Source organism: Micromonospora sp. NPDC005237, from assembly GCF_040607775.1.
GTDB lineage: Bacteria > Actinomycetota > Actinomycetes > Mycobacteriales > Micromonosporaceae > Micromonospora.
In genome coordinates this window covers 159,796-185,725 of the sequence record NZ_JBEXHJ010000006.1, presented here as the reverse complement: position 1 = coordinate 185,725, position 25,930 = coordinate 159,796, and the positions used below count along the sequence as shown (strand labels likewise).

Genomic DNA, 25,930 nt, shown 5'->3' with positions numbered 1-25,930 from the left:
CACGTCCGGACGGCCCGGCCGTAAGCTCGGTGCCATGCCGGACGGTTTACGGCTCGACCACTGTGTCATCGCGGTGACCGACTGGGCGAGGTCCACCGCCTTCTACCGGGATGTCCTGGGCGCCCAGATCGTCGACCAACCCGATGGTCGGGTCGCGTACCGGTTCGGCGACCAGCAGCTCAACGTGCACGGTCCGGGCCTGGACGTCGGCGCGTTGGTCGCCCGGCGTCCCGTCGAGGCCGGGGGCAGCGACCTCTGTCTCGTCTGGCCGGGCACCGCCGACGAGATCCTCGACCACCTGCGGCGGCACGGCGTCGAGGTGGAGGCCGGGCCGGTGGACCGCCACGGCGGACGCGGACCGGGCAGAAGTGTCTACTTCCGCGACCCCGACGGCTCGCTGTTGGAACTGATCAGCTACCGCTGACCGCCTCGGCGAACTCCGGCTCGGGTCAGCCCCGCTCCCGCTCGCCGGCGGTCTGCACCTCGGACACCGAGGCCTCCAGCAGGTCCGCGAGGCCGCGCAACTGATCGGCGACCCGGGCGCCGAGAGGGGTCAGCGAGTATTCGACGCGCGGCGGGATCGCGGTGAGCACCTCGCGGGTCAGCATGCCGTCGCGTTCGAGAGTCTGCAGGGTCTGGGAGAGCATCCGCTCGCTCACCCCGTCGATGCGCCGCCGCAGCGCGTTGAACCGGTAACTGCCCTCACCGAGCGCGAGCAGAGCGAGCGAGGCCCATTTCGAGGTGACGCTCTCGAAGGCGGCACGGGAAGTGCAGCCGCGGGCGAAGACATCACTGACGAGTTCCTGGGTAGGCCCCGCCGGGTCCCGGGCCGGCATGTCGCTCATGTCACCAGCTTACCCGACGCTTACCTGAGAGCTTGTGCTGTAGATTCGTAAGTGCTTACGTTTCGTCACTGTCAATCGGAGGTCCCCATGCCCACGTATGCCGTCACCGGCGCCACCGGCCGGCTGGGTCGCCTGGTGATCGAGCACCTGCTCGGCGCCGGCGTGCCCGCCACCGAGATCGCCGCGATCGTCCGCAGCCCGGAGAAGGCCGCCGACCTGGCCGCGCGCGGGGTCGAGATCCGCCGGGCCGACTACGACGACCCGACGACGCTGCCCGGCGCCGTGGCCGGCGTACGCCGCCTGCTGCTCATCTCCGGCGACACGCCCGGGCAGCGGACCGCCCAGCACACCGCGGTCATCGAGGCCGCCACGCTCGCCGGGGTCGGGCGCGTGGTCTACACCAGCATCCTGAAGGCCGACACGACCACGAACCCGCTCGCACCGGAGCACAAGGCCACCGAGGACGTCCTGGCCGCATCGGGCCTGCCGTACACGGTGCTGCGCAACGGCTGGTACACCGAGAACTACACCGACCAGCTGCCGCAGTACCTGCAGAGCGGCACCATCCTCGGTGCCACCGGCGGCAGCAAGGTCTCCGCCGCGCCCCGGACCGACTACGCGGCCGCCGCGGCGGCGGCGCTGACCCGGGACGAGGAGGGCAACGCCGTCTACGAGCTGGGCGGCGCCGCGTTCACCTTCGACGAGCTGGCCGACGCCGTCACCGAGGTGACCGGCACCACTGTCGTCCACCGCGACCTGTCGGCCGCCGAGCTGGCCTCGGCGCTGGAGAACGTCGGGCTCGACGCCGGCACCGCCGGGTTCGTCGCCGCCCTCGACCACTCGATCGCCATCGGCGAGCTGGTCACCGACAGCGACGACCTCAGCCGGTTGATCGGCCGGCCGAGCACCCCGCTGCGCGACGCCATCCGGGCCGCGCGGGCCTGACCGGCCGCGGTCTCCTCACGGTTCGTCGATCGGGCGGGTGACAGGGTGTACGCCTCCGTCACCCGCCCGCCGGTGTCGGCCAGGGCGATGGCGGCCTCGACGATGGCGTACCGGCTGTGCGTCGTGACTAGGGTGGTGACCATGCCCCCGCACCGCCAGCCCGACGATGCGAGGTGGGCCCACGACGCCGCCTCGGCGCACACCGACGGGTCGGCCGCTTGATGAGCGGACCGCCCGCGCCCGCGCAGCGAGACGCACCGTCCACACCCCAGCGTGACCGGCCCGCGCTGGCCGACGCCTGCGCACGGCTCGCCCGTTCCCGCCCCTTCGAGATCGGCATCGTCGTCGTCATCCTCGCCAACGGGATCGTCCTCGGACTGGAGACGTACGACGGTCTGGTCCCCGCGACCCGGGCGCTGCACGGGCTGGAGGTGCTCTTCCGCGCCGTCTTCGTCGTCGAGATCGGCATCCGGCTGGCGGCCTACGGCCGACGTCCGCAGGACTTCTTCCGGCACGGCTGGAACGTCTTCGACTTTGTCGTGATCGCGGCCATCTTCGTTCCGGGACTGCACGGCGACTCGGCGCTGCTGCGCGTGGTGCGGGTCGCCCGGATGGTCCGGCTGGTGCGGTTCTCGCCGGGCCTGCGGACCATCGTGTCCGCATTGTGGCGCAGCCTGCCCGGCGTCGGCGGGTTCCTCGCCCTGGCCGTGGTGACGCTCTACGTGTACGGGATGGCCGGCTGGCTGATCTTCGGCGACAGGTACCCGGACGAGTACGGCGACATCGGCCGGTCGCTGCTGACGTTGTTCGTGCTGCTCTCGCTGGAGACACTGCCGGACCTCATCGAGCAGGGCCTGGCCATCTCGCCGTGGACGCTGCTCTACTACGTCAGCTACGTGGTGATCACCGTCAACCTGCTGCTCAACATCCTCATCGCGGTCATCGTCAACTCGATGGAGGAGGCCCGCCGCCTGGAGATGACCGAGCGGTTGGCCCCCGGCTACGACGAGGACGGCGACGGCGTACCCGACGAGGTGGACCGCATCGCGCTCACCCAGCGGCTGGACGACCTGCGGGCGGTCATCGCCGAGTTGGAGCGGGAGTTGCGAATCGACCGGGACGACACGCACGCCCGGCCGCACCGCGAGGACACCCCCTCCCGACGGTGAGACCACATTCTCGATCATGACGGCCGGATCGGCTAGTCTCGATGGCGGTCCCGCCGGTACGAATGAAGGGGCACCGCGCATGACGGCCAGTGTCGACAGTTTCCAGTCCCGCACCGACGTCCTGACCACACTCACCAGCGTGATCGACGAGGTGATCCGTCCGCAGGCGGAGGCCGTCGACCGGGACGGCGCCTTCCCCCGCGAGGGCGTCGATGCCCTCGCCACGGCGGGCCTGCTCGGCCTGGCCTCCGCACCCGAGGTCGGTGGCGGCGGCCAGGGCATGCGCGCGGTCGCCGACGTCATCGAACGGCTGGCCGCCGAGTGTGGGTCCACGGCGATGGTGGTTCTGATGCACTACGCGGCGACCGCCGTCATCGAGGCGCACGGCCCGCACGAGGTTCGCGCGGCCATCGCCGCCGGCCGTCACCTGACCACGTTGGCCTTCTCCGAGTTCGGATCCCGCAGCCACTTCTGGTCGCCGACCGGGTCGGCGACGGCGTCCGGTGACGGCGCGGTGCGACTCGACGCCCGCAAGAGTTGGGTCACCGCGGCGGGCGAGGCCGACAGCTACGTCTGGTCGAGCCTTGCGCTGGCGTCGGGGGCCGGGCCGATGACGCTGTGGCTTGTTCCGGCCGACAGTGCCGGGCTCCGCGTCGCCGGTGAGTTCGACGGGCTGGGCCTACGCGGCAACGGCTCCCGGCCGATGACGGCCGAGGGCGTGGTGGTCACCGCCGACGCGATGCTGGGCACCGACGGCACCGGCCTCGACACCGCGCTCGGCGCCGTACTCCCCTGGTTCCTGGTGCTCAACTCGGCGTTCTGTCTCGGCCTCGCCGACAGCGCCGTCGCCGAGGCGGGCCGGCACCTCACCGGCACCACGCTCACGCACACCGGCGCGGCGCTTCGCGACGCGCCCGTCGCCCGACGCGACTTCGCCCAGTTGAAGATCCGCACCGACGCCCTGCGCGCCTTCCTCGGTGACACCCTCACCGCGCTGGAGACCGGCCGGGACGACGCGACGCTGCGCGTGTTGCAGGTCAAGGCCCTGGCCGGCGAGACGGTCGCGGACGTCACCGACGGCGCGATGCGGCTCTGCGGTGGCAGCGCCTTTCGCAAGGAGTTGGGCCTGGAGCGCCGATTCCGCGATTCGCGAGCCGCCCGGGTGATGGCACCGACCACTGACGCTCTGCACGACTTCGTGGGCCGCGTCGCCACCGGCCTGCCGCTGCTCGACGAGGCCAACCGCTGATGCCGGCACCGTCGGTCCTGATGGGCGCGGTCGCGTACGACCCCAAGGTCGTCACCATCTGGGAGGGCTTTCGCGGCTGGCTGCGCGGTCACGGCCTGGATTTCGACTTCGTCCTCTACTCGCACTACGAGCGACAGGTCGAGGACCTTGTCGCCGGCCGCATCGACGCCGCGTGGAACTCTCCGCTCGCGTGGCTGCGAGCCGACCGGCTGGCCACGGCCGCTGGCCGCTCCGTGCGCGCGCTCACGATGCGCGACACCGACCGGGACCTCACCTCGGTCGTGGTGGTGCGCGCCGACTCGCCCGTACACCGGGTCGAGGATCTCGCCGGAAGGGTCGTGGCGACCGGCGCGGTGGACAGTCCGCAGGCCACGCTGATCCCACTCGGCCATCTCGCCGCGGCCGGAGTCCGGGTCGACGTGCGCCGGTTCGACGTCGGTGTCGGGCTGCACGGTGACCACGTCGGGGGCGAACGTGACGCCGCGCGCGCCCTGGCGGCCGGGGAGGTCGACGCCGCCTGCATGATCGACGCCAACCACCTGATGTTCGTGCAGGAGGGCACGCTGCCACCCGAGGGCACCCGGATCGTCGCGCAGACCGGGCGGTACGACCACTGCAACATGACGGTGCGCGAGCCGGCGTCCGACGGGGTCCGGCTCTTCGGCACCCTGCTGCGCGGCATGTCGTACGCCGATCCGCAGGTGCGCCCGCTGCTCGACCTGGAGGGCCTGACGGCCTGGCAGGACGGCCGTACGACCGGGTACGACGCCCTCGCCGAGGCGGTCGACGCGAGCGGGTTCTACGCCCCCGACGGGCGGGTGACCGCCGCGGACTATCGGCCGTGACCGCCGACGTCGAGATCGATCTCGGCGGCCTCGGCTTCGGCCGTGGCGCGCACCTGTTGGTACAGCGCGCCCTGGCCGGGTTGCCGCCCGGCGGCCGGGTGGCGGTCTCCGGCACCGATGCGGCGTTGGGGGTACACCTGCCGGCGTGGTGCCGAAGCCGGGGTCACCGGGTCGAATGGCCCGATCCCGCGGACCGGAGTCGCCTGGTGGCGGTCGTCGTCCGGGGCGCCGCCGACGACGACCGCTGGTTCGGCGCGGAGCGGGCCGGGCCTGCCCTGCCCTCGGCGCTGAGCAGCCGTCCACCGCCACGCTGGGGGCTCGGTGCCCGTGGCGCGCTGCTGGAGGCCGGCGGGCCCGAGGCCCGCTTCGACCTGGACGACCGCGATCTGGTGTGGGCCGACATCGCCCCCGCGCTGTACGCGCAGGCCGCCGCACGGCAGTGGGACCCGCAGACGGCGGTGCCGTGGGACGACGCGTTCGCGCTGCCGGCGGATGTCGAGGCCGCCGTCGTGCAGGTCATGACCTACCTGGTCGAGAACGAGCAGGCGGCTCTCGTCGTACCGGCCCGGTTCATCGGCCGCATCCACCCGCACTTTCGGGAGGTGGTGCAGCTCCTCGCGGTGCAGGTGGCCGACGAGGCCCGGCACATGGAGGTCTTCAGCCGGCGGGCGCTGCTGCGCGGCGCGGAGCTGGGCACGTCCTCGGCGGGTGGCCGGCAGTCGCTCTTCACGCTCGTCGCCGAGTCCGATTTCGCCCTGGCGTCGTTCCTGCTCTCCGTGCTCGGCGAGGGCAGCTTCGTCGACCTGCTGGGGTTCCTGGTGCGGCACGCTCCCGATCCTGTGACCCGCCGGATCTGCTGGTTGGCGATGCAGGACGAGCGCCGGCACGTGGTGTTCGGCATGGCCCATCTGGAGCACCAGGCGACGGTCGACCCGCTGCTGCGGGACCGACTCCGTGCCGCGATCCACCGTCGTCACGACGCGTTGGCCGACACCGCGGGCCTCAACGCGGACGTCTTCGACGCGCTGGTGCTGCTCGCGGCGGGCGGGTGGGACCCCGATGACGTGGCCGCCGGCTTCGACCACGTGCGTGCTCTGCAACAGGCGATGGACCAGGGCCGCCAGCGCCGACTCGTCCGGCTGGGCTTCCGGTCGGACGAGGCGGCCGCGCTCTCCGCCCTGCACACCCGCAACTTCATGTAGACCCCGGTGCGCGGCACCGGGCGTAGCCTGGAACCGCCATGGACACCGAATCCCGCGCGATTCGTGCGGATCTCCTCCGGCGGCGCGACGAGACCGCCGCTGAGGCCGCCGCGCTGGAGGGCGACCTGCGGAGCCTGTTCGAGGCGTCCCGGTCGTCGAACGCCGACGACGAACACGACCCCGAGGGCAGCACGATCGCGTTCGAACGGGCACAGCTCAGTGCCGTCCTGGACGCGGCACGTCGACGCCTGGCCGAACTGGACGAGGCGGTGAGCCGCGTCGACGCCGGCAGCTACGGCGTCTGCGAACGATGCCTGCGCCCGATTCCCGCCGAGCGGCTCGCCGCCCGCCCGTCGGCGCGTACCTGCGTCGCTTGCGCCAGCCGCCGGTGACGGTTGCGGCGCCCGCGGGCCCGGGGGCCGGCGGACGCCGCCGTCGCGGGGACGTCAGCTGGCGCAGCAGCCGCCGGCCTGGCCATCGGCGGGCGCGGTGTCGACGGCGACGAGGCTGAGCAGCCCGCCGGAGACGCCGGTGGCCAGCCCGCGTCGGGCCGGCTCGGCGGCCGGCGTCGGGCCGCAGCAGCTGTCGCCGCTCACCGAGTCGGCGGCGTTGCTGGAGCACACGCCGGTCTCGGGCAGGTCGAGCTGGACGTCGCGGGCGGCGGCCCAGTCTCCGGCCAGGGCGGCGACGACCGAGCGGACCTGCTCATAGCCGGTGGCCATGAGGAACGTCGGCGCCCGACCGTAGGACTTCATGCCGACGGCGTGGTAGCCGACCTCCGGGTGGGTGAGCTCGTCGATGCCGTGCGGAGGCACGGTGCCGCAGGAGTGCTCGTTCGGGTCGATCAGCGGGGCGAGCGCGCGGGTCGCGCCGAGCACCGGGTCGAGGTCCAGCCGCAGCTCGGCGGTGATCGAGTGGTCCGGGCGGAACCCGGTGGCCGCGACGACGCGGTCCACGAGCACCGACTCCTCGCCCCCGTCGGCGTGCCGGACGACCACCCGGACGCGCCCGTCGGCCGGTGTGAGGGCGTGCACCCAGAAGCCGGTGAGCAGCCGGACCCGGCCCGCGTCGACGTGCCCCCGCAGCCGCGCGCCGAGAGCGCCGCGCGCCGGCAGGGCGTCGGCGTCCCCGCCGCCGTACGTGCGCGCGGGCGAGGTGGTGCGGATCGCCCAGGTCACCTCGGTGCCCGGCTCGGTGGCGGCCAGGTCCGCCAGGGACAGCAGGGTGTTCGCCGCGGAGTGACCGGCGCCCACGACGAGCGTGTGGCGGCCGGCGAAGCGGTCCCGGTCGGCGCCGACCACGTCCGGCAGCGCGTGTTCGAGGTACGCGGCCACGTCGGCCTCACCCCGGGCGGGCAGGCCGGACGCGCCGAGGACGTTCGGGGTGCCCCAGGTGCCGGAGGCGTCGAGCACGGCGCGGGCCAGCAGCTCGTCACCGTCGGCGAGGCGGACCAGGAACGGCGTGGTGTCGCGGCCGGCGGTGCGCAGCCGGTCGAGGCCGAGGCGGCTGATCGCCTGGACCCGGGCGCCGTAGCGGACGTGCGGCTTGAGCTGGGGCAGCTCCGCGAGCGGCTGGAGGTACGCGCCGACCAGCTCCGCCCCGGTCGGCAGGGCCTCCGGGTCGGGGGCGATCCAGCCGGCGTCGTCGAGGATCCGGCGGGCGGCCGGGTCGATGTTGTAGCGCCAGGGCGAAAAGACCCGCACGTGTCCCCACTGGGCGACGGCGGCGCCCGGGGTGTCGCCGGCTTCCAGGACGACGAAGGGCAGGCCGCGTTCGTGCAGATGGGCGGCGGCGGCGAGGCCGGTCGGGCCAGCGCCGAGGACCACGACGGGAAGGCTGTCCAGGGCGTTCATCGGGTAACTCCTTGTCAGGTGATGGTGGGGCTGCGGCGTTCCAGCAAAACCACGTCGCGCCAGCGGTCATGGTGGCGGCCGATCCGCTCCCGGACGCCGATGACACGGAACCCGGCCCGCCGGTGCAGGGCCAGACTGCCGGTGTTCTCCGGGAAGATGCCGGACTGGATGGTCCAGATGCCGGCCGCCTCGGTCGAGGTGATCAACGCGTCGAGCAACAGCCGGCCGACCCCGCGCCCCTGGGCCGCCGGGTCGACGTAGACGGAGTGCTCGACCACTCCGGCGTAGACCGGGCGGCTCGATGTCGGTGTGACGGCGACCCAGCCGAGGATGGCGTGGCTGTCGTCCACGGCCACGAAGCGGTGCGCGGTCAGCCGGGTGGCGTCGAACGCCGCCCAGGTCGGCGCGGTGGTCTCGAAGCTGGCGTCACCGCCGTCGAGGCCCGCCTGGTAGATCGTCAGGACGCGGTCGGCGTCGCCGGCGGTCATCGGGCGCGTGGTCAGGTCGGCCATCGGCGGGCTCCGTTCCGGTCTCGGACGAGGAGAGACTGTCTCGACGTCTGTCGAATCAGACAGTTGCACGCTGATTAGATGTCTGTCAACCTAGACTGATGTCGAAACAAGCGGCCGTGGACGTGCTGTGCTGTCCGCCCCTGTCCGAACGGCGTGTGCCGGCCGAGACCGCCGCCGCGCTCGCCCCCGCGTTCAAGGCCCTCGGCGACCCGGTCCGCCTGCAGCTCATGTCGATGATCGCCTCCGCCGAGGGCGGCGAGATCTGCGTCTGCGACCTCACCCCCGCGTTCGACCTGACCGGCCCGACCATCTCGCACCACCTCAGGACGCTGCGCGAGGCCGGGCTCGTCGACGCCGAGCGTCGCGGCACCTGGGTCTACTACCGCGCCCGGCCGACGGTCCTGCACCAACTCGCCGCGCTGCTCACCGTCGTCCCGACCGAGGCAGGCCCCGCTCCCGCCGCCCGGTCGGAATGCTCGTGAGCACCGCCACCCGCCAGGCCGACCCGGCCGCGAGCGCCGTCGTCGGTCGCCTCTCCCGACTCGACCGGTTCCTGCCGGTCTGGATCGGGCTGGCCATGGTCGTCGGGCTGCTGCTCGGCCGCCTGATCCCCGGGCTCGACGACGCGCTGGACGCGGTGGCGGTCGGCGGTATCTCGCTGCCGATCGCGATCGGCCTGCTGGTCATGATGTATCCGGTGCTGGCGAAGGTCCGCTACGACCGGCTCGACACCGTGACCGGCGACCGCCGCCTGCTGGTCTCGTCGCTGGTCCTCAACTGGCTGGTCGGCCCGGCCGTGATGTTCGCCCTGGCCTGGGTGTTCCTGGCCGACCAGCCCGCGTACCGCACCGGGTTGATCATCGTCGGCCTCGCCCGGTGCATCGCCATGGTCGTCATCTGGAACGACCTCGCGTGCGGCGACCGCGAGGCCGCGGCGGTCCTGGTCGCGCTCAACTCCGTCTTCCAGGTCCTCGCCTTCGGCCTGCTCGGCTGGTTCTACCTGTCGGTGCTGCCCGGCTGGCTCGGGTTGCCGGGCGCCGAGTTGCGCGTCTCGGTCTGGGAGATCGCCCGCAACGTGCTCATCTTCCTCGGCATCCCGCTGCTGGCCGGTTACCTCACCCGCCGCCTCGGCGAGCGCGCCCGGGGTCGCGAGTGGTACGAATCCCGCCTCCTGCCCCGCGTCGGCCCCGCCGCCCTGTACGGGCTGCTGTTCACCATCGTGATCCTGTTCGCCCTTCAGGGCGACGCCATCATCGGCCGGCCGTTCGACGTCGCCCGTATCGCCCTGCCGCTGCTGGTGTACTTCGCGCTGATGTGGGCCGGCTCCTACGCTCTCGGCCGGGCGCTCGACCTCGGCTACGCGCGCACGACCACCCTCGCGTTCACCGCCGCCGGCAACAACTTCGAACTCGCCATCGCCGTCGCGATCGGCACCTTCGGCGTGGCCTCTGGTCAGGCGCTCGCCGGGGTCGTCGGGCCGCTGATCGAGGTGCCCGTACTGGTCGGCCTCGTCCACGTCTCGCTCCGGGCACGCCACCGCTTCTTCACCCCACCCCTTGACCGAGAGGCGTCACGATGAGCGACAAACCCAGCGTCCTGTTCGTCTGCGTCCACAACGCCGGCCGCTCCCAGATGGCCGCCGGCTGGCTGCGCCACCTCGCCGGCGACACCGTCGAGGTCCGCTCGGCCGGCTCCGCCCCGGCCGAGACGATCAACCCCGCCGCCGTCCAGGCCATGCGCGAGGTCGGCATCGACATCACCGACCAGACCCCCACCCTCCTGGAGTACGCCACCGCGGAGTCCTCCGACGTCATCGTGACCATGGGCTGCGGCGACGCCTGCCCGGTCTTTCCCGGCAAGCGCTACGAGGACTGGAAGCTCGACGACCCGGCCGGCAGGGGCGTCGACGCCGTCCGCCCGATCCGCGACGACATCCGGGCACGGGTGGAGCAGCTCGTCGCCGATCTGGCCGCACTCGGCTGAGCACGGACGAGGCCGACACACGCCACCGCCGGCCGGCACCACGACGGGACTCACCGACGGCAACGGCGTCCACATAGATGTGATGTATCGCCTCAGCGGCACCGGTGCGGCCAGACTGAGCCGACGTCGGCCATCGGGGTGAACATCTAATCTTCATCGGGGCCCGGCCGATGTTCACGACAACCACCCGGCCCCGGCCGGGGCGGTGCCGGCCGACGCGGCCCGCAGCGCGGCGGAGCAGGTCGACCGCCCTGCGGGAGGGTCGGCAAGCAGCGCCGGTGTCACACGGAACCCGTCGCGCCCTCGCCGCGTCGATCCGTCCATCGGGCCGGGCGGACGCCCCGGCGGGCGAGGAACGGACGCGGTCACCGGACGCCGCCAGAGAGCGTAAAACATTAGATCTATATTGGCACAGGTCGATCGATGTCGTTGACGCAGCCGATCGAGCCTCCGTATACTCCAAATGATCATCAGATCTTTAGCCTAGTCGGGCGAGGAGCGCATGCCGCAGATCACTGGCGTCACCGTCGAGGACGTCCGCTTCCCCACCTCGCTGACCGCTGACGGGTCCGACGCCATGAACAAGGACGGCGACTACTCGGCGGCCTACGTCATCCTGCACACCGACGGCCTCGACAGCGCCGGCGCACCGCTCGCCGGTCACGGCCTCACCTTCACCATCGGCCGGGGCAACGACATCGTCGTCGCGGCGGCGGTGCACCAGGCCCACCGCCTGGTGGGCATGGACGTGACGACGATGGCCGCCGACATGGGGGCGGTCTACCGCCTGCTCACCTCCGACTCCCAGCTGCGCTGGCTCGGGCCGGAGAAGGGCGTCATCCACCTGTCGCTGGCGGCCGTGTTGAACGCGGCCTGGGATCTGGCCGCGCGACTCGCGGACAAGCCGCTGTGGCGGCTGCTCACCGACATGTCCCCCGAGCAACTCGTCGACATCGCCGACCTGCGCTACCTGTCCGACGCGCTGACCCGGGACGAGGCACTGGCCATCCTGCGCGCCAAGCAGAGCACGAAGGCCGACCGTCTGGCCGAGCTGGCGCGCACCGGCTACCCGGCCTACACCACCTCGGCGGGCTGGCTCGGCTACGGCGACGACAAGCTGCGCCGGCTGTGCCAGGAGGCCGTCGACTCCGGCTACGGCTACGTCAAGCTCAAGGTCGGCGCCGACCTCGACGACGACATCCGGCGGTGCCGGATCGCCCGGGAGATCCTCGGCCCGCAGCGCAACCTGATGATCGACGCCAACCAGGTGTGGGACGTCGACCAGGCCATCGAGTGGGTCAAGGCCCTCGCCCAGTTCTCACCACTGTGGATCGAGGAACCGACCAGCCCGGACGACATCCTGGGCCACGCGGCCGTACGCCGTGCCGTCGCTCCCGTCGGCGTCGCCACCGGCGAGCACTGCCACAACCGGGTGATGTTCAAGCAGCTGTTCCAGGCCGAGGCCATCGACTTCTGCCAGTTGGACACCGGCCGGCTGGCCAGCATCAACGAGATCGTCGCCGTGCTGCTGCTCGCCGCGAAGTTCGACGTCCCGGTGTGCCCGCACGCCGGCGGTGTCGGGCTCTGTGAGATGGTCCAACACGTGTCGGTGCTCGACTACGTCGCCATCTCAGGGGATCTCACCGGCCGCGTGACCGAGTTCGTCGACCACCTGCACGAGCACTTCACCGACCCGTGTGTCGTCCGGGACACCGGCTGGGGCAGCGGTTACGTTCTGCCCGGCACGCCCGGCTACTCCACCCGGATGCACCCCGAGTCGATCGCGCGGTACCGGTTCCCCGACGGCCTCTACTGGGCCGCGGCAGACCCGGCTACGGTGTCATCTCCGGAGCCGTACGTGATCGCGGGTGGGCCGGCCACCCCCGCCGGCCGCTAGGAGGTGTCATGTCCCGCACCGACGAAGTGGTGAACGGCATCAAGCGGATGATCCTCGAAGGGACGTTCAAGCCCGGGGATCGGCTGCCCATCGAGAAGGACCTCGCCGAGTCCCTCGGCGTCTCGCGGGGATCGCTGCGCGAGGGGATGTCGGCGCTGTCGATCCTCGGCATCGTCAACATCCGCCAGGGCGACGGCACGTACGTCACCAACCTCGACGCGCCGCAACTGCTGGCCCCGATGGGCTTCGTCGTCGACTTCCAGGGGCAGGGCGACGGGCGGCACATCCACACCGTCCGCCGCCTGCTGGAGTGCGAGGCCGCCCGGTTGGCGGCGACCAGGATCACCGACGAGGCCCTCGCCCAGGCCGGGGAGCTGCTCGACGAGGCAGCCCGGATCGCCGGTCGGTCGCCGCAGGACCATGAGCGGATCATGGAAATCGACATCGCGTTCCACCGGATCATCGCCGCACACGCCGACAACCCGGTGCTCATCGGCCTGATCGAGGCGTTCGCCGGGCGCACCCTGCGCGGGCGACTCTGGCGGAGCCTGCACGAGGAGGGCGCGGACCGGCGTACCCACGACGAGCACGTGGCGATCCTCAAGGCCCTCCGGGCGCGCGACCCGGAGCGGGCCCGCACCCGGATGGCCAACCACCTGATCGGTGTGGAGGAGTCGCTACAGGGGTTGCCCGACGAGGGTGAGACGGGCGTCGACGCGCAGGCGCAGTGATCGCCCGCCCGCTCCGCGCGCCAACGGAACCGATGCCGGCCCCTCGCGCTCGGTCACGGGCGGGCGACCGCCGTCACCGCTCGTCCCGCTCCGCGCCGGTGCTCCCGGTCATCGCCGCGACCAGGTCGTCGGTGGTGACCTCGTCGGCACGCAGCCGGGCCGCCCGTCGGCCCAGGCGCAGCACCTCCACCCGGTCGGCGATCTCGAGCACCTGCGGCATGTTGTGGCTGACCAGCACCACCGACATGCCAGCGTCACGGGCCCGGCGGACGACGTCGAGCACCCGCCCGGTCTGCACGACGCCCAACGCCGCGGTCGGCTCGTCGAGGATGACCACGTTCGTCGCCCAGATGATCGCCCGCGCCACCGCCACGCACTGCCGCTGCCCACCGGACAGCATCGCGATCGGCGTGGTGACCCGGGGAATCCGCACACCCAGCTCGGCGAGCGCCGCGGCGGCCCCCTGCCGCATGGCGCGCTTGTCGAGAAGCCCCAGCCGGCCGAGCGGCCCGGAGCGCAGGATCTCCCGCCCGAGGTAGAGGTTGGCGGCGACGCTGAGATCGTCGGCGACCGCGAGATCCTGGTAGACGGTCTCCACTCCCGCGCGCCGGGCGTCCACCGGCGTCGCGAAGTGGACGGGACGACCGCCCACCCGGATCTCACCCTCGTCGGGCGGGTGCACACCGGACAGCGTCTTGATCAGCGTGCTCTTTCCGGCGCCGTTGTCGCCGATGAGGGCGACGACCTCGCCCTTGTGGACGGTGAAGTCCGCGCCACGCAGCGCCTCGACGTGGCCGAACCGCTTGACGATGCCACGGGCTTCGAGCACCGGCGGTTCGTCGGCGGCCGGCTGGTCGGTCTCGACGGTGGTCGTCGGGGCGGCGTCCATCACTGCACCGGAGGGTTGGCGCAGCTGGGCTCGAGCACCGCCTTGATCTCCGCCGAGTCGATGTTCTTCTTGGTGACGAACGTGACGCCGGTGTCGGCCGACGCCAGCGGCGCCTTGTCCCGAAGGTGTTTGACCATCTTGTCGACGCCGAAGTAGCCCATCTTGAACGGGTTCTGCACGACCAGCGCCGAGATCTGGCCGCTGCGTAGCCCCGCGATCTCGTCGGGGGCGGCGTCCCAACCGATGATGACCACCTTGCCGGACTTGCCGGCCGCCTGAATGGCCTGCGCGGCGCCGAGCACGCTCGGCTCGTTGGCCGCGAAGATGCCGGCGAGGTTGGGGTTCGCGGTCAGGATGTTCTCGGTCACCCGCCGCGCCTCGTTGACGTCACTGCGGCTGGGCTGCTGCCCGACCAGCTTGAGGTTAGGGAACTGCGCGAGGCCGGCCTTGAAGCCGTCGACCCGCTCGGTGTTGGTCTGCGAGCCGGGTTGGAACTCCACAAGCGCCACATCGTGGTTGCCGGGGCCCAGTTCGGTGGCGAGCAGTTTGGCCGCCTCGACGGCCGACGCCTTGTTGTCGGTGGCGAAGAGCGGCACGCTCGGCGGCTGGGGGCTGGTGCCCGAGTCGATCATCGCGACCGGGATGTCGGCGCCGAGCGCCTGGTCGGTGGCCGGCGCCAACGCCCGGGAGTCGGTGGCCGCGTAGACGATGCCGTCGACCTTCTTGGTGACGAAGTTCTGGATCAGGTTGACCTGGCCCTCGACGTCCGTCTCGGTCGTCACCCCGTCCCACTGGACCGTGACGTCGCCGGCGCGCTGCGCGGCGCACTCGGCGCCCGCCTTCACCGTGTTCCAGTAGTCGGCCCCGACAGCCTTTGGCACGACGGCGAGCTTCAGCGGCCCGGCCGCGTCCTTGGTCGCGCCGTCGCCTCCGTCGCGGACCTCGACTCCGCCGCACGCGCTGAGCAGAGCGGTCGCCGCGGCGACGGCGACGATGACCTGTGCGCGCAGAAGACGCCCTCGTGGCCGTCGGCTGGTGGTGGTGTGTGACATGGTGTGCGTCCTTCCTCTGTCGAACTCCGGGAACGGCATGTCAGCCCCGTGACTCCAGCCGCCGACGGCGGTACTGGTCGAAGTAGACGGCGGCCCAGATGATCAGGCCGACGATCACCTGCTGGTAGTGGATGCTGATGTCGAGCAGGACGGCGCCGTTGCGGACCAGGGCGATGAGGAAGGCGCCGATGATGGTCCCGACGATCCGGCCCTGCCCTCCGAACAGGCTGGCGCCGCCGATGACCGCGGCGGCGATGACGTCGAGTTCCAGCGATATGCCGTAGTTCGGCTGGCCGGAGTTGACCCGGGAGGCGGCGATCATGCCACCCAGACCGACCAGCACACCCGCCAGGACGTACACGTACGTCAGGTGGCGGCCGACCCCGATGCCGGAGCGGCGGGCGGCTTCCAGGTTGGACCCCATGGCGTAGGTGTACTGCCCGAAGCGGGTCTGCGAGAGCAGAAACGCGACCCCGACGGCGACCACCGCGGTGATCACCACAGCGAACGGGATACCGATGATCTCGCCGTTGCCGAGCAGCTGGAACGATCGGGGCAGACCGTAGACGCCGACCGCCCCGGTGATGATGAAGACCAGGCCCCGGCCGACCGACATCGTCCCCAGCGTCGCGATGAACGGGGGTATCCGGGCGAAGGTCACCAGCAGCCCGTTGAGCAGCCCGGCCAGGGCACCGACACCGATCGCGACCGCCGTCGCCGCCAGGAGCGGGAAACCCAGGTCACGGACGACCATCGCTCCCGCCACTCCGGCGAGAGCGGCGACCGAGCCGACCGACAGGTCGATGCCCCGGGTGATGATGACCATCGTCTGCGCGGCGGCGATGATGGCGATCACAGCGGTCTGCGCGCCGATGTTGAACAGGTTGTCGGCCGTCAGGAAGTAGGGACTGGCGAAACTCAACGCGATGAACAGGACGACGAGCGCGGTGGCCGCGGTGAACTCGGAGAGCGCGTGCGAGATGCGCTCCCGCAACCAGTCGTTGAGCGCGCCGCCCTGGGGCTCCGCGGTCGCCTCGGCCGCACTCATCGGCGGGCGCGGCTCTCGTCCACTGTGTCCCCGGCTCGACGCGCGTCCCCGCCGGTGATCGACGCATTCCTCAGCAACCGGACCTCCCCAGGACGTCACACACGGGCCACTCCCCGCAGCGCCTGCGCGATAGATCGGATGTTTCCTGCGATCAGGCGTTACCTTCCCACGGTCACACTCATGTTGCCAAGGGCTTACAGGCATGTTGTGGCATCGTTATGCACGCTTCGCGCACCATACGTCCGACCAAAAAAGCGTTGCCGGCAAAGGGCTGCGGCGAACGCCCTTCGTCCACCATCGACCCGCCGTCGGATCAGGCCAGTGTTAGCGGTAACGCCTGGAACTCGCCGCGCGGGCGTCATCGCCGGAGATGCTCGCTGCCCGGCCACCGCTCACCTTGAGCATGTTATCGATAACATGCTATGTTCCGCCACGGAGTCGAGGGCACGTCCCTCCCGCTCGGAGTCACCGGCACCTCGAAGGGCATCGGGTCCCGCGACCCGGTCGACGGTCGGTGACCTGTCCGAGCCACACCTGTCCGGCGTACGCCGTGTTCCCGCGTCCGCGCACGCGGTCGCTCCGTCATGACGTCCGCCCTCAGGCATCGCCGTTGGCGACCTGTCGCACCGTCCCCGGGCCCGCCCACATCCACCCCGAGCGGTTTCCCACGGGCAGCCCACCGCCGGTCTGGCAGCGACCCTCGACTCCGGCCGCCACCACCTCGAAAGGCAGGACCATGGACAAGATCCCCGACGAACGCGCACCGCGACCCCGGTTCCGGGGCCGTCGGGTGCTGATGCCGCTCGCGGCCACCCTCGCGGCGGTCGCCGCGACGGTGGCGGTGACCTCCGCCGCCAACGCCGGCACCACTCTGGGTGCCTCGGCGGCCGAGAAGGGCCGTTACTACGGTGCGGCGGTACCCGCCTTCAAGCTGTCCGACAGCCAGTTCGCCACCATCGTGAACCGGGAGTTCAACCAGCTCACTCCCGAGAACGAGATGAAGTGGGACGCCACCGAGCCGCAGCAGGGTCGGTTCAGCTACAGCGGCGGGGACCAGATCGTCGCCCACGCCCAGTCGCACGGCATGATCGTCCGCGGCCACACGCTGCTGTGGTACCAGCAGCAGCCGGGTTGGGCGCAGGGCATGTCCGGCACCGCGCTGCGCAACGCCGCCATCAACCACGTCACCCAGGTCGCCACCCACTACCGCGGCAAGATCTACGCCTGGGACGTGGTGAACGAGGCCTTCGCCGACGGCGGCAGCGGCGGCCGACGGGACTCGAACCTGCAGCGCACCGGCAACGACTGGATCGAGGCCGCGTTCCGCGCCGCCCGCGCCGCCGACCCGGGCGCCAAGCTCTGCTACAACGACTACAACACCGACGGCATCAACGCGAAGTCCACCGGCATCTACAACATGGTGCGCGACTTCAAGTCCCGCGGCGTGCCGATCGACTGCGTCGGCTTCCAGTCCCACCTGGGCACCTCGGTGCCCAGTGACTACCAGGCCAACCTGCAGCGCTTCGCCGACCTCGGCGTCGACGTGCAGATCACCGAGTTGGACATCACCCAGGGCTCCAACCAGGCCAACGCCTACGCCCAGGTCACGCGGGCCTGCCTGGCCATTCCCCGCTGCACCGGCATCACGGTGTGGGGTGTCCGGGACAGCGACTCGTGGCGCGGCAACGACAACCCCCTGCTGTTCGACCGCTCGGGCAACAAGAAGGCGGCGTACACCTCGGTCCTCAATGCCCTGAACTCCGGCGGAACCCCCACCCCGACCACCCCGCCGCCGACGACCCCGCCGCCCACCACCCCGCCGCCGACCACTCCGCCGCCGACCACTCCGCCGCCCACGACCCCGCCGCCGACCGGTGCCGGATGCTCGGCCTCGGTGTCGCTGAACTCCTGGAACGGCGGCTTCGTCGCCACCGTCAAGGTCACCGCCGGTTCGACGGCCCTGCGGGGTTGGACGGTCCGGATCACGCTGCCCTCGGGCACCGCAGTCACCAACACCTGGAGCGCGCAGGCCAGCGGCTCGTCGGGCACTGTGGACTTCCGCAACGTCGACTACAACGGCCAGGTCGGCGCGGGAGCCAGCACCGAGTTCGGCTTCCAGGGCACCGGTGCCAGCCCGTCCGGCACCCCCACCTGCACCGCGAGCTGATCCGTCCCCTCTCAGCTCACCACCCCGGCACCCCCGGGGCGTCGCGGACGTGCCGCGCGCCCCGGGGGTGCCGTACTACCAGAAGATCAGATGGACGGCGTACGGACGCCTGGCCGTCCTGCTCCCGGGCCAGCGCCAGCGGGCCGGCCAGGCGTCGTCGACGTCGCCGCGCCACCGCCCGTACGCCAAGAAGCAGGAGCAGCAGCGCGAGGTGCACCCACGGCGGGGCCCAGGTGGTGACAGCGACGGACGTCCGGCGCAGGTCGGCGCCGGCTCACACCCGAGTCCTCTGGACCACCCTGGCAACCAGGGCCTCCGCGACGTCACGCACCTTGCGGGCCCCGATTCTGCTCGTACTGCCGCTCGTCCAGCTCGCGGGCCAGATCGCCGGTGAACGCGGCGGTCCAACCCGCGCGATCCCGGACCAGGGTGACCGAGACCTCCCTGGCGCCGGGAACGCTCCGGTTGGCCAGCGTGGCCACCCGGCGCAGCATGTCGTCGAGGCTGATCTCGTCGAGTCTGATCCGGCTCAACTCGGCCAGCGCCTGCGCGGGATCCACAGTCGGCTCGGTCATCGCCGACGTCCATGTCGGCCGGCACCCGCCGGCAGGTGGGAGTCGCGCACAGTCGGTCACCCCGTCGGATCGTGGCGGCATCTCGCTGCGTGGCCGCCGTCGACGTCCTGCCTACCCCGTGCGGCGCCGACTCACACCGCAGCCGGCCGGCTCAGGCGTCCAGGCTGGAGCGGACGGCAGCGGTCAACCGGTTGGCGCGCTCGTCGCCCGCGGAGTACATCTGGTTGACCACGTAGCCGAACCCCACCTCGTGGTGCGCGTCGGCGAAGGCGAGGTTTCCTCCGGCGCCGTCGTGGCCGAAGCTGCGCTCCCCGAGCAGCGGCCGCGCCGGCGGAGAGTGCAGCAGAAAGCCGCTGCCCCAGCGCTGGCCGGTGTCGGGCGGGCCGTGTCGCTGCTGACCCTGGGAGCGGACGACGACCGCGTCGTCCACCGACGCCCCGGTGAGCAGGGGGCCACCCCGCAGGTCGGACACGCAGGCCGCGTAGAGCCGCGCCAAGCCGTCCGCGGTGCTCACCGCGCCCGCGCCCGGGATGCCGGCGGTCTGGATGGCGGGGTCGTTGAAGCTGACCAGACCGTCGGCGTCGGCGGGGAAGGCGAACGCGCCACCCATGGTGATGCCCCGTTCGGCGACCGGGTCGACGAACGGATCGGCGTCCGGCGGTGGCGCCAGATCCCAGGCGACGGTGTCGCGCTCGCTGGCGGGGAGCCCGAGCCAGGTCCGCAGTCCCAGCGGCCGCGCGAGGGTGTCGTGGAAGTACGCGCCGGGAAGCTGGCCGGTGACGCGGTGGATGACCTCGCCGACGAGCCACCCGTAGGTCATCGAGTGGTAGCTGTGCGCGGTGCCCGGCTGCCACAGCGGCGTCTGCGCCTCGATCGCCGCGACGACCGGGTCCCAGGCGAGCACCTCGTCGAGGGTCAGGGGCCGGTCCAGGGCCGGCAGGCCGGCCTGGTGGGTGAGCAGCCAGCGTACGGGGATGTCCGCCTTGCCGTGCTGACCGAACTCCGGCCAGTAGCGCGTCACGGGCGCGTCGAGGTCCAGCCGCCCCTGCTGCGCCAGCAGGTACGCGCAGATCGCCAGGATTCCCTTGGTGCAGGAGAAGACGACGGCCGGCGTGTGCGCCGTCCAGGGCCGTCCGGTGCGGGTGTCGGCCAGCCCGCCGTACAGGTCGACGACCTTGCGGCCCCGCACGTAGAGGGTGACCGCGGCGCCGACCTCGCCCCGGGAGGTGAAGTTGTCGCGGAACGCGTCGGCGACGCGCCCGTAGCGTTCGTCGACGTCGCCGTGGATCTGCGTGGCCACTGCCTATCCCTTCAGTGAGCCCTGGATCAGGGCCTTGATGAACTGTCGCTGGAAGATCAGGAACACGATGAGGGTAGGGGTGAGGATCAGCAGCGAACCAGCGCACAGCAGCACCAGGTCGGTGCCCCACTGGCCCTGGAAAGCGCCGAGCGCCCCGGCCATCGTGCGTTTGGTGGCGTCGTCGACGAGGACGATCGCGAGCAGGAACTGGTTCCACGTCCACAGGAACATCAGGATCGTCAGCGACGCGATGGCCGGTCGGGCGAGCGGCACCTGGACCCGCCAGAACAGCTGCCAGGTGCTGCTGCCGTCCACCCGGGCGGCCTCGGACAACTCGACCGGCACGTTGGCGAAGTGGGCACGCATCCAGAACACCGCGAAGGGCATGTAGAGGCCGATCAGCGGCAGGATGATGGCCCACCGGGTGTTGAGGAGCCCGAGGTCCTGCATCTGGTAGTAGAGCGGGGTGACCACGGCCTCGAACGGCAGGGTGAGTCCGAGCAGCAGCAGGCCGAAGACGAGCCGGCCGCCGGGCACCCGCAACTGGCCCAGCCCGAAGCCGGCCATGGTGGCGATGAGCACCGACACCGGTACGACGCCGGCCACGATGAGCAGACTGGAGCGCAGCAGCGCGCCCATGTTGGCGGCGGTGAACGCGTCGGCGAAGTTTCCCCACTGCGGGTCGGACGGCCAGGCCAGCCCGTCGGGTACGGTGCCGCGCGGTTGCAGGGCGGCCGAGAGCATGCTCACGAACGGCAGCAGGGTGACGAGGATCAGGGCGATCAGGAAGACTCGCCCGGTCACCCGCTCACGTCGGCTCAGGTTCACGGCTTCTCCTCGCGGGTCAGTCGCTGGATCGGCAGCACGAACGCCAGCACCAGCAGCATGAGCACGACGGCGAGCGCCGAGGCCAGCCCGACCTGACGCTGCGAGAAGGCGAGGCGGTAGATCTCCAGGCCGGGAACGGTGGTCTGCAGACCCGGGCCTCCGCTGGTCGAGATGTAGACGATGTCGAAGCTCGCCAGGGCGGCGATGATCGTGACGGTGAGGCAGACCCCGATCTCCTGGCGCAGGCTGGGCAGGGTCACCGCGAGGAACTCACGGACCGGCCCCGCGCCGTCCAGCCGGGCGGCCTCGTAGAGCGCCGGGTCGATCTTGCTCATGCCGGTGACCAGCAGGATCGTGCACAGACCGAGCAGGACCCAGGCGCCGATCACCCCGACGGCAGGCAGCGCCGTGTCGAAGTCGCCGAGCCACGCGCGGGCGAGGCCGCCCAACCCGAGCGCGCGCAACACCTGGTTGACCAGCCCGTTGGTCGAGAGCAGCCAACTCCACGCGATGCCGGCCGCGACGAGTGGGATGACCTGTGGCAGGAACAGGATCGTCCGGACGACCGTCCCGAACGCGCCGGTGGTGATCCGGCGGACCATGCTCGCCACCAGCAGCCCGAGCGCGACCGGGATGAAGCTGAAGAAGACGATCAGGATGATCGCGTTGGAGATGATCTTCAGCAGGTCGCTGTCGGTGAACACGGTGACGTAGTTGTCCAGGCCCGCCCAGCGGGCGACGCCGATCCCGTTCCAGTCGTAGAACGAGTACTGGACGGTCAGGGCGAGGGGGCGCAGGACGAAGACCGCGTACATCAGCAGGGCGGGCAGGACGTACAACCAGCCGGTCCCGGCCGCGCGGGCCCACCGGCGTCGGTGGGCCCGCGTGGACGTGGAACGGGCGGGACGACCCGTCGGCGACACCTGGTCGTCCCGCCCGGTTGGTGCGCTGCCGAGGGCAGACGTCATCGGGACAGTTCCTTCGCGTACTCGGCCTGGACCGCCTTCACGTATCCCTCGGGCGTCTGCTGGCCGGCGACCAGCTTCTGCATCTCCGGCGTGATCGCGGCGGCGAAGATGCCGCCGGTCGCGTTGGCGGTGAAGTCCACCGCGCCGTTCTCGGCCCCGAGCTGCTGCGCCGCCTTGAGGGTCTCGGCCAGCACCGTGTTCGGGGCGGCGGCCGGCACCGGCAGGTCGCTCGGGCCGCCCGGGCTGGAACCGCCGACCGTCACGGCGATCTCCCGCGCCTTGGCGTTGGTGTGGACCCAGTTCAGGAAGTACGCGGCGGTGTCCGGGTTCTTGGCCTTCGCGGAGACGCCGAAGGTGTTGGGGGCGGACATCGCGACGTGCTTGCCACCGGCGGTCTCGGCCGGGAACAGGAAGAAGCCCACGTTGCCGGGCATCGCCTTGTCCAGGTTGGCCGACTCCCAGTCGCCGTTGAACATGAACAGGCCGTTGCCCTTCTGGAACTGCCCCACCATGCCCGCGTAGTCCAGGGCGTTGGCGTCCTTCGGGAAGTAGCCGGCCTGGGCCCACTTCTGGATGGTCTGGGTGGCCTTCAACGCGGCCGGGGTGTCGAAGGTGGCCCCCGGCTTCTGGAAGATCCAGTCGGCGACCTGGGCCGGGTCACCGAACTGGTTCTGCAGCGCCTGGTGCGGGAAGTTGATGCCCGCGGTGTTCTTGTTGAACTGCATGATCGGCTGGACCCCGCTGGTCTTCGCCTTCGCCAGCAGCTGCTCGAACTCGGCGACCGTGGCCGGCGGCTGGGTCATGCCGACCTGGCTGGCCAGCTTCTTGTTGTAGAAGACGCCGGTGACGCTGTAGCCGAGCCCCATGCCGTAGAGCGAGCCGGTGCCCCGGGTGTTGTCGCCGACGCGCAACTGCATGAGCTGCGAGGCCGGGAACTTGTCCCAGCCGTACGCGCTGACGTACGGGTCGAGGTTCTTGAGCAGGTCGTCCTTCACCAGGTCGACCATCGTGGGCAGCCGGATGATGTCGGGCGCGTTGTCCGAGGCCATGACGCGCGGCGCGTTCTCCACGATCACCGTGAACTGGTCCTCGCGGATGGCGAACGTGACGTTCGGGTGCTGCTTGGTGAACTCGTCGGCGAGCGCCTTGGCCAGCGGGAAGCCGGTCTCCGCGTACATCTCCAGCTTGATCGGCGCGGTGCCCAGGTCGGTCTTGACCGCGGCGTCGGGCCCGGCGGTCGACGACCGGTCGGCTCCCGGAGCGCTGCACGCCGTCGCGGCGAGCCCGATCACCAGCAGCGGCGCGAGGATGACCGCTCTGCGTCGCGGGCTTTTCGTCAGCAATTCTGCCATTTAATGACTCCTAGATTCCTCCGCGCGTCCCGCGGCTCAGGGCCGCGCGACGGCTCCACCGGGACCACCGCGACCGGCTGAACAGCCACGACAGGTACGTCGTGGCGGTCGCCCGGCCGCAGCAGACGTTCCGGCCACCGTTGACCCTCAGCACGGCGGCCGACGACGTCTCCAGACGCGCCAAAAGTGGTCGCTAAACTGATTTAGCAGAGCATGCGCGTGACACGGGAGGCTGTCAAGGACAACCTGGCAACGGTCCGGAAACATCGACTTCACACGACGCCCGACCCGACCGGGGCCAGAGTCCGGGCGCCGACGCATCATGATGGGCAGGAGCGGGGCCCGTGGCACCGCGCCTGATTCGGAGGACTGATGGGCCGCAACAGAGCAACCCTGGCCGACGTCGCGCGGCGAGCCGGGCTGTCCAAGACCGCCGCGTCGATGGTGCTCAACGGCAGGGAGGGCACGCGGCTCTCGGCCGAGGCACACCAGCGCGTGTTCGCCGCCGCCGAGGAGCTGGGCTACCGTCCCAACCTCGCGGCGCGCAGCCTGCGTACCCGCAAGACCGCGACCATCGCGTTCGTCTCCGACATCGTCGCCACCACCCGCTTCGCCGGCGGTCTCATCCGCGGCGCGCTCGACGCGGCCCGCGAGCGTGACCACGTGCTGCTCATCACCGAGACGCAGGGCGACGCCACGTTCGAGCAGTACGCCATCGAGGCCATGCTCGACCGACAGGTCGACGGAGTGATCTACGCCGCCATGGCCACCCGGCGACTGACGGTGCCCCCGGCCATCCTCGGCGGCCCGGTGGTGCTGCTCAACGCCACCAGCGCCGACGGCCTGCCCTGCGTCCTTCCCGACGACGACCGGGCCGGTCGCTCCGTCGCCACAGCCCTGTTGGAGCACGGCCACCGCGACGCCATCGCGCTGATCGGCCGCAACCGGCTCAAGGAGGGCGACCCGGAGGTCTCCCTCGCCGCCCGGGCCCGCCTGCGCGGCATCCAGCAGGCGCTGGGCGACGCGGGCGTCAGCCTCCTCGCGGAGTGCTTCTGCACCGAGTGGCTGCCCGAGCACGGCTACGCCGCCATGCGCGGGCTCCTGAGCAGGCCGTCGCGACCCAGCGCGGTCATCTGCATGAACGACCGGCTGGCCTTCGGCGCCTACCAGGCGCTCGGCGAGGCGGGCCTGAGCGTCCCGGACGACATCTCGGTGATCTCGTTCGACGACGACCCGATCGCCGCCTGGCTGCGCCCCAGCCTGGCCACCACGGCGCTGCCCCACGAGCAGATGGGGCGGCGCGCGGTCGAGCTGCTCCTCGACGGTGGCGCCGCCGAGCCGTCACTCGTCGCGATGCCGCTGCGCCGACGCCGGTCCCTCGCGCCCCCCGCCGGCTGACCCGAGCGCCCCACGACGTCGGCGGGGTCGACGCCTTCGTCAGCTAAACCGGTTTAGTGCTACGTTTCCGGCCATGCTTCGTCTAGCCGACCACTGGGTGTGGGACAGCTGGTACGCGCGGGACGACAACGGCCTCTGGCACGTGTTCTTCCTGCGCGCGTCCCGCGCCCTGCACGACCCGCACCGCCGCCACCGCCGCGCCTCGATCGGCCACGCCGTCTCGACGGACCTGCACGCGTGGCGTCTGGTCGCCGACGCCGTGGTCCCCGCCGACGCGCCGGCCTGGGACGACCTCGCGACCTGGACCGGGTGCACCGTCCGCGGCCCGGACGGGCGGTGGTACCTCTACTACACCGGGGTCTCCCGCGCCGAGGACGGGCTCGTCCAACGGATCGGTCTGGCCGTCTCCGACGACCTGATCACCTGGCATCGTCACGGTTCCGGTCCGGTCGTGCAGGCCGACCCGACGTGGTACGAACTGCTCGACACCGACCTGTGGTACGAGCAGGCGTGGCGCGACCCCTGGGTGTTTCCCGACCCGGACGGCGACGGCTGGCACATGCTCATCACGGCACGCGCCAACACGGGAACGGCGGACACGCGGGGCGTCGTCGGCCACGCCACCTCCCCCGACCTGCTCACCTGGACCGTCCGACCGCCGCTGTCGACGCCGGCGGGGTTCGGTCACCTGGAGGTGCCCCAGGTCGCGGTCGTCGACGGGCAGCCCCTGCTGCTGTTCTCCACCGACGCGACCGCCAGCGCCCGGCGCGACGACCACCGGATCTGGGTTGCGACCGGGCGGAGCGTCCGCGGGCCGTGGGACATCGCGGCCGCCCGGCCGGTCACCCACCCGCACCTGTACGCGCCCCGGCTGGTCCCCGGACCGGACGGCGACTGGTCGCTCATCGGCTTCCTCGACCACGTCGACGGGTCGTTCGTCGGTGAACTCACCGACCCCATTCCGGTGCGCTACGACGCGTCGACCGGGCTGACCATCCAGGCGGCGGGGACGGTCGCCGCGACCTGATTCGCGGGCCTACCGCGACCACGCCCGACCCGGTCCCCGGCGGACCGGTCAGCGACCGGCCGCAGGACCGCGACGACGCAGGTCCGGGCCGGGGC

General features: G+C 71.5%; 26 protein-coding genes. 15 read left to right on the top strand and 11 right to left on the bottom strand.

All coding sequences use genetic code 11. The annotated features are described in order from the left end of the window. Positions 1-34 precede the first annotated feature (34 nt). Positions 35-424: a VOC family protein gene (locus tag ABZT87_RS18055; RefSeq protein WP_354857177.1), complete on the top strand. Its 390-nt coding sequence runs from the start codon at positions 35-37 to the stop codon at positions 422-424. Between the two features lie 25 nt (positions 425-449). Here the strand turns inward: ABZT87_RS18055 and ABZT87_RS18050 are convergent, their stop codons facing one another. Further along, a complete protein-coding gene (locus tag ABZT87_RS18050) occupies positions 450-845 on the bottom strand; it encodes a helix-turn-helix domain-containing protein (RefSeq protein WP_354857180.1) in 396 nt (131 codons plus the stop codon). Between the two features lie 87 nt (positions 846-932). Between ABZT87_RS18050 and ABZT87_RS18045 the strand changes: the two genes are divergently transcribed. The 6 genes from ABZT87_RS18045 to ABZT87_RS18020 all read left to right on the top strand — a co-directional run bounded on the left by ABZT87_RS18045 (position 933) and on the right by ABZT87_RS18020 (position 6,647). Next, positions 933-1,790: an SDR family oxidoreductase gene (locus ABZT87_RS18045; protein WP_355136724.1), complete on the top strand. Its 858-nt coding sequence runs from the start codon at positions 933-935 to the stop codon at positions 1,788-1,790. Between the two features lie 221 nt (positions 1,791-2,011). After that, on the top strand, positions 2,012-2,959 hold the full coding sequence (locus ABZT87_RS18040) for an ion transporter (RefSeq protein WP_355136722.1): 948 nt from the start codon (positions 2,012-2,014) through the stop codon (positions 2,957-2,959). Positions 2,960-3,038: 79 nt separating this feature from the next. Then, positions 3,039-4,208 carry an acyl-CoA dehydrogenase family protein gene (locus ABZT87_RS18035; protein ID WP_355136720.1) on the top strand — a complete coding sequence of 390 codons (1,170 nt, stop codon included), beginning with the start codon at positions 3,039-3,041 and terminating at the stop codon, positions 4,206-4,208. After that, positions 4,208-5,053 (top strand): PhnD/SsuA/transferrin family substrate-binding protein, encoded by an 846-nt coding sequence (locus ABZT87_RS18030; protein WP_355136719.1) that lies wholly within the window; start codon positions 4,208-4,210, stop codon positions 5,051-5,053. The genes ABZT87_RS18035 and ABZT87_RS18030 overlap by 1 nt, the downstream gene beginning before the upstream one ends. Further along, positions 5,050-6,255, top strand: coding sequence for a ferritin-like domain-containing protein (locus ABZT87_RS18025; RefSeq protein WP_354857190.1), 1,206 nt, complete (start codon positions 5,050-5,052; stop codon positions 6,253-6,255). The genes ABZT87_RS18030 and ABZT87_RS18025 overlap by 4 nt, the downstream gene beginning before the upstream one ends. Positions 6,256-6,293: 38 nt before the next feature. Beyond that, positions 6,294-6,647, top strand: a complete 354-nt coding sequence (locus tag ABZT87_RS18020; RefSeq protein WP_355067447.1) for a TraR/DksA C4-type zinc finger protein — start codon at positions 6,294-6,296, stop codon at positions 6,645-6,647. A 54-nt stretch (positions 6,648-6,701) separates the two neighbouring features. On the opposite strand, the gene ABZT87_RS18015 is transcribed toward ABZT87_RS18020, so the two are convergent. Both ABZT87_RS18015 and ABZT87_RS18010 read right to left on the bottom strand, forming a co-directional pair. Then, positions 6,702-8,108: an NAD(P)-binding domain-containing protein gene (locus tag ABZT87_RS18015; RefSeq protein WP_355136717.1), complete on the bottom strand. Its 1,407-nt coding sequence runs from the start codon at positions 8,106-8,108 to the stop codon at positions 6,702-6,704. 14 nt (positions 8,109-8,122) lie between these two features. Then, positions 8,123-8,620 carry an N-acetyltransferase family protein gene (locus ABZT87_RS18010; protein WP_355136716.1) on the bottom strand — a complete coding sequence of 166 codons (498 nt, stop codon included), beginning with the start codon at positions 8,618-8,620 and terminating at the stop codon, positions 8,123-8,125. Positions 8,621-8,718: 98 nt separating this feature from the next. Between ABZT87_RS18010 and ABZT87_RS18005 the strand changes: the two genes are divergently transcribed. From ABZT87_RS18005 to ABZT87_RS17985, 5 genes are all read left to right on the top strand, one after another. After that, a complete protein-coding gene (locus ABZT87_RS18005; protein WP_354857201.1) occupies positions 8,719-9,102 on the top strand; it encodes a metalloregulator ArsR/SmtB family transcription factor in 384 nt (127 codons plus the stop codon). Then, positions 9,099-10,199: an ACR3 family arsenite efflux transporter gene (gene arsB, locus ABZT87_RS18000; RefSeq protein ID WP_355136715.1), complete on the top strand. Its 1,101-nt coding sequence runs from the start codon at positions 9,099-9,101 to the stop codon at positions 10,197-10,199. Before ABZT87_RS18005 ends, arsB begins: the two co-directional genes overlap by 4 nt. After that, positions 10,196-10,603 (top strand): arsenate reductase ArsC, encoded by a 408-nt coding sequence (locus ABZT87_RS17995; RefSeq protein WP_355136713.1) that lies wholly within the window; start codon positions 10,196-10,198, stop codon positions 10,601-10,603. The genes arsB and ABZT87_RS17995 overlap by 4 nt, the downstream gene beginning before the upstream one ends. A 502-nt stretch (positions 10,604-11,105) precedes the next feature. Then, on the top strand, positions 11,106-12,500 hold the full coding sequence (locus tag ABZT87_RS17990) for an enolase C-terminal domain-like protein (RefSeq protein WP_355136711.1): 1,395 nt from the start codon (positions 11,106-11,108) through the stop codon (positions 12,498-12,500). An 8-nt stretch (positions 12,501-12,508) separates the two neighbouring features. Further along, complete coding sequence (locus ABZT87_RS17985; protein WP_354857210.1) at positions 12,509-13,231, top strand: FadR/GntR family transcriptional regulator; 723 nt, start codon at positions 12,509-12,511, stop codon at positions 13,229-13,231. 73 nt (positions 13,232-13,304) lie between these two features. Here the strand turns inward: ABZT87_RS17985 and ABZT87_RS17980 are convergent, their stop codons facing one another. Genes ABZT87_RS17980 through ABZT87_RS17970 form a run of 3 tightly spaced genes read right to left on the bottom strand, consistent with a single transcriptional unit; the run spans position 13,305 to position 16,220 of the window. Next, a complete protein-coding gene (locus ABZT87_RS17980; protein WP_354857211.1) occupies positions 13,305-14,120 on the bottom strand; it encodes an ATP-binding cassette domain-containing protein in 816 nt (271 codons plus the stop codon). Beyond that, positions 14,120-15,172, bottom strand: a complete 1,053-nt coding sequence (locus ABZT87_RS17975; protein WP_355136709.1) for an ABC transporter substrate-binding protein — start codon at positions 15,170-15,172, stop codon at positions 14,120-14,122. The genes ABZT87_RS17980 and ABZT87_RS17975 overlap by 1 nt, the downstream gene beginning before the upstream one ends. Positions 15,173-15,212: 40 nt before the next feature. Next, a complete protein-coding gene (locus tag ABZT87_RS17970) occupies positions 15,213-16,220 on the bottom strand; it encodes an ABC transporter permease (protein ID WP_355136707.1) in 1,008 nt (335 codons plus the stop codon). A 736-nt stretch (positions 16,221-16,956) separates the two neighbouring features. Between ABZT87_RS17970 and ABZT87_RS17965 the strand changes: the two genes are divergently transcribed. Continuing rightward, positions 16,957-18,387 carry an endo-1,4-beta-xylanase gene (locus ABZT87_RS17965; RefSeq protein ID WP_355136705.1) on the top strand — a complete coding sequence of 477 codons (1,431 nt, stop codon included), beginning with the start codon at positions 16,957-16,959 and terminating at the stop codon, positions 18,385-18,387. A 323-nt stretch (positions 18,388-18,710) separates the two neighbouring features. Here the strand turns inward: ABZT87_RS17965 and ABZT87_RS17960 are convergent, their stop codons facing one another. The 5 genes from ABZT87_RS17960 to ABZT87_RS17940 all read right to left on the bottom strand — a co-directional run bounded on the left by ABZT87_RS17960 (position 18,711) and on the right by ABZT87_RS17940 (position 23,410). Beyond that, entirely contained in the window at positions 18,711-18,962 is a 252-nt protein-coding gene (locus ABZT87_RS17960; RefSeq protein ID WP_355136703.1) for a hypothetical protein, read from the bottom strand. A gap of 151 nt (positions 18,963-19,113) precedes the next feature. Next, a complete protein-coding gene (locus ABZT87_RS17955) occupies positions 19,114-20,262 on the bottom strand; it encodes a serine hydrolase domain-containing protein (RefSeq protein ID WP_355136702.1) in 1,149 nt (382 codons plus the stop codon). A 3-nt stretch (positions 20,263-20,265) separates the two neighbouring features. After that, a complete protein-coding gene (locus ABZT87_RS17950; RefSeq protein WP_355136700.1) occupies positions 20,266-21,090 on the bottom strand; it encodes a carbohydrate ABC transporter permease in 825 nt (274 codons plus the stop codon). Then, positions 21,087-22,058: a sugar ABC transporter permease gene (locus ABZT87_RS17945; RefSeq protein ID WP_355136698.1), complete on the bottom strand. Its 972-nt coding sequence runs from the start codon at positions 22,056-22,058 to the stop codon at positions 21,087-21,089. Before ABZT87_RS17945 ends, ABZT87_RS17950 begins: the two co-directional genes overlap by 4 nt. Further along, the gene (locus ABZT87_RS17940) at positions 22,055-23,410 is read right to left on the bottom strand and encodes an extracellular solute-binding protein (RefSeq protein WP_354857228.1); all 1,356 of its coding nucleotides are present in this window, start codon (positions 23,408-23,410) and stop codon (positions 22,055-22,057) included. The genes ABZT87_RS17945 and ABZT87_RS17940 overlap by 4 nt, the downstream gene beginning before the upstream one ends. A 372-nt stretch (positions 23,411-23,782) precedes the next feature. Between ABZT87_RS17940 and ABZT87_RS17935 the strand changes: the two genes are divergently transcribed. Further along, the gene (locus ABZT87_RS17935) at positions 23,783-24,808 is read left to right on the top strand and encodes a LacI family DNA-binding transcriptional regulator (protein WP_355067467.1); all 1,026 of its coding nucleotides are present in this window, start codon (positions 23,783-23,785) and stop codon (positions 24,806-24,808) included. Further along, positions 24,735-25,835, top strand: a complete 1,101-nt coding sequence (locus tag ABZT87_RS17930) for a family 43 glycosylhydrolase (protein WP_355136696.1) — start codon at positions 24,735-24,737, stop codon at positions 25,833-25,835. Before ABZT87_RS17935 ends, ABZT87_RS17930 begins: the two co-directional genes overlap by 74 nt. The last annotated feature ends 95 nt before the right edge of the window (positions 25,836-25,930 follow it).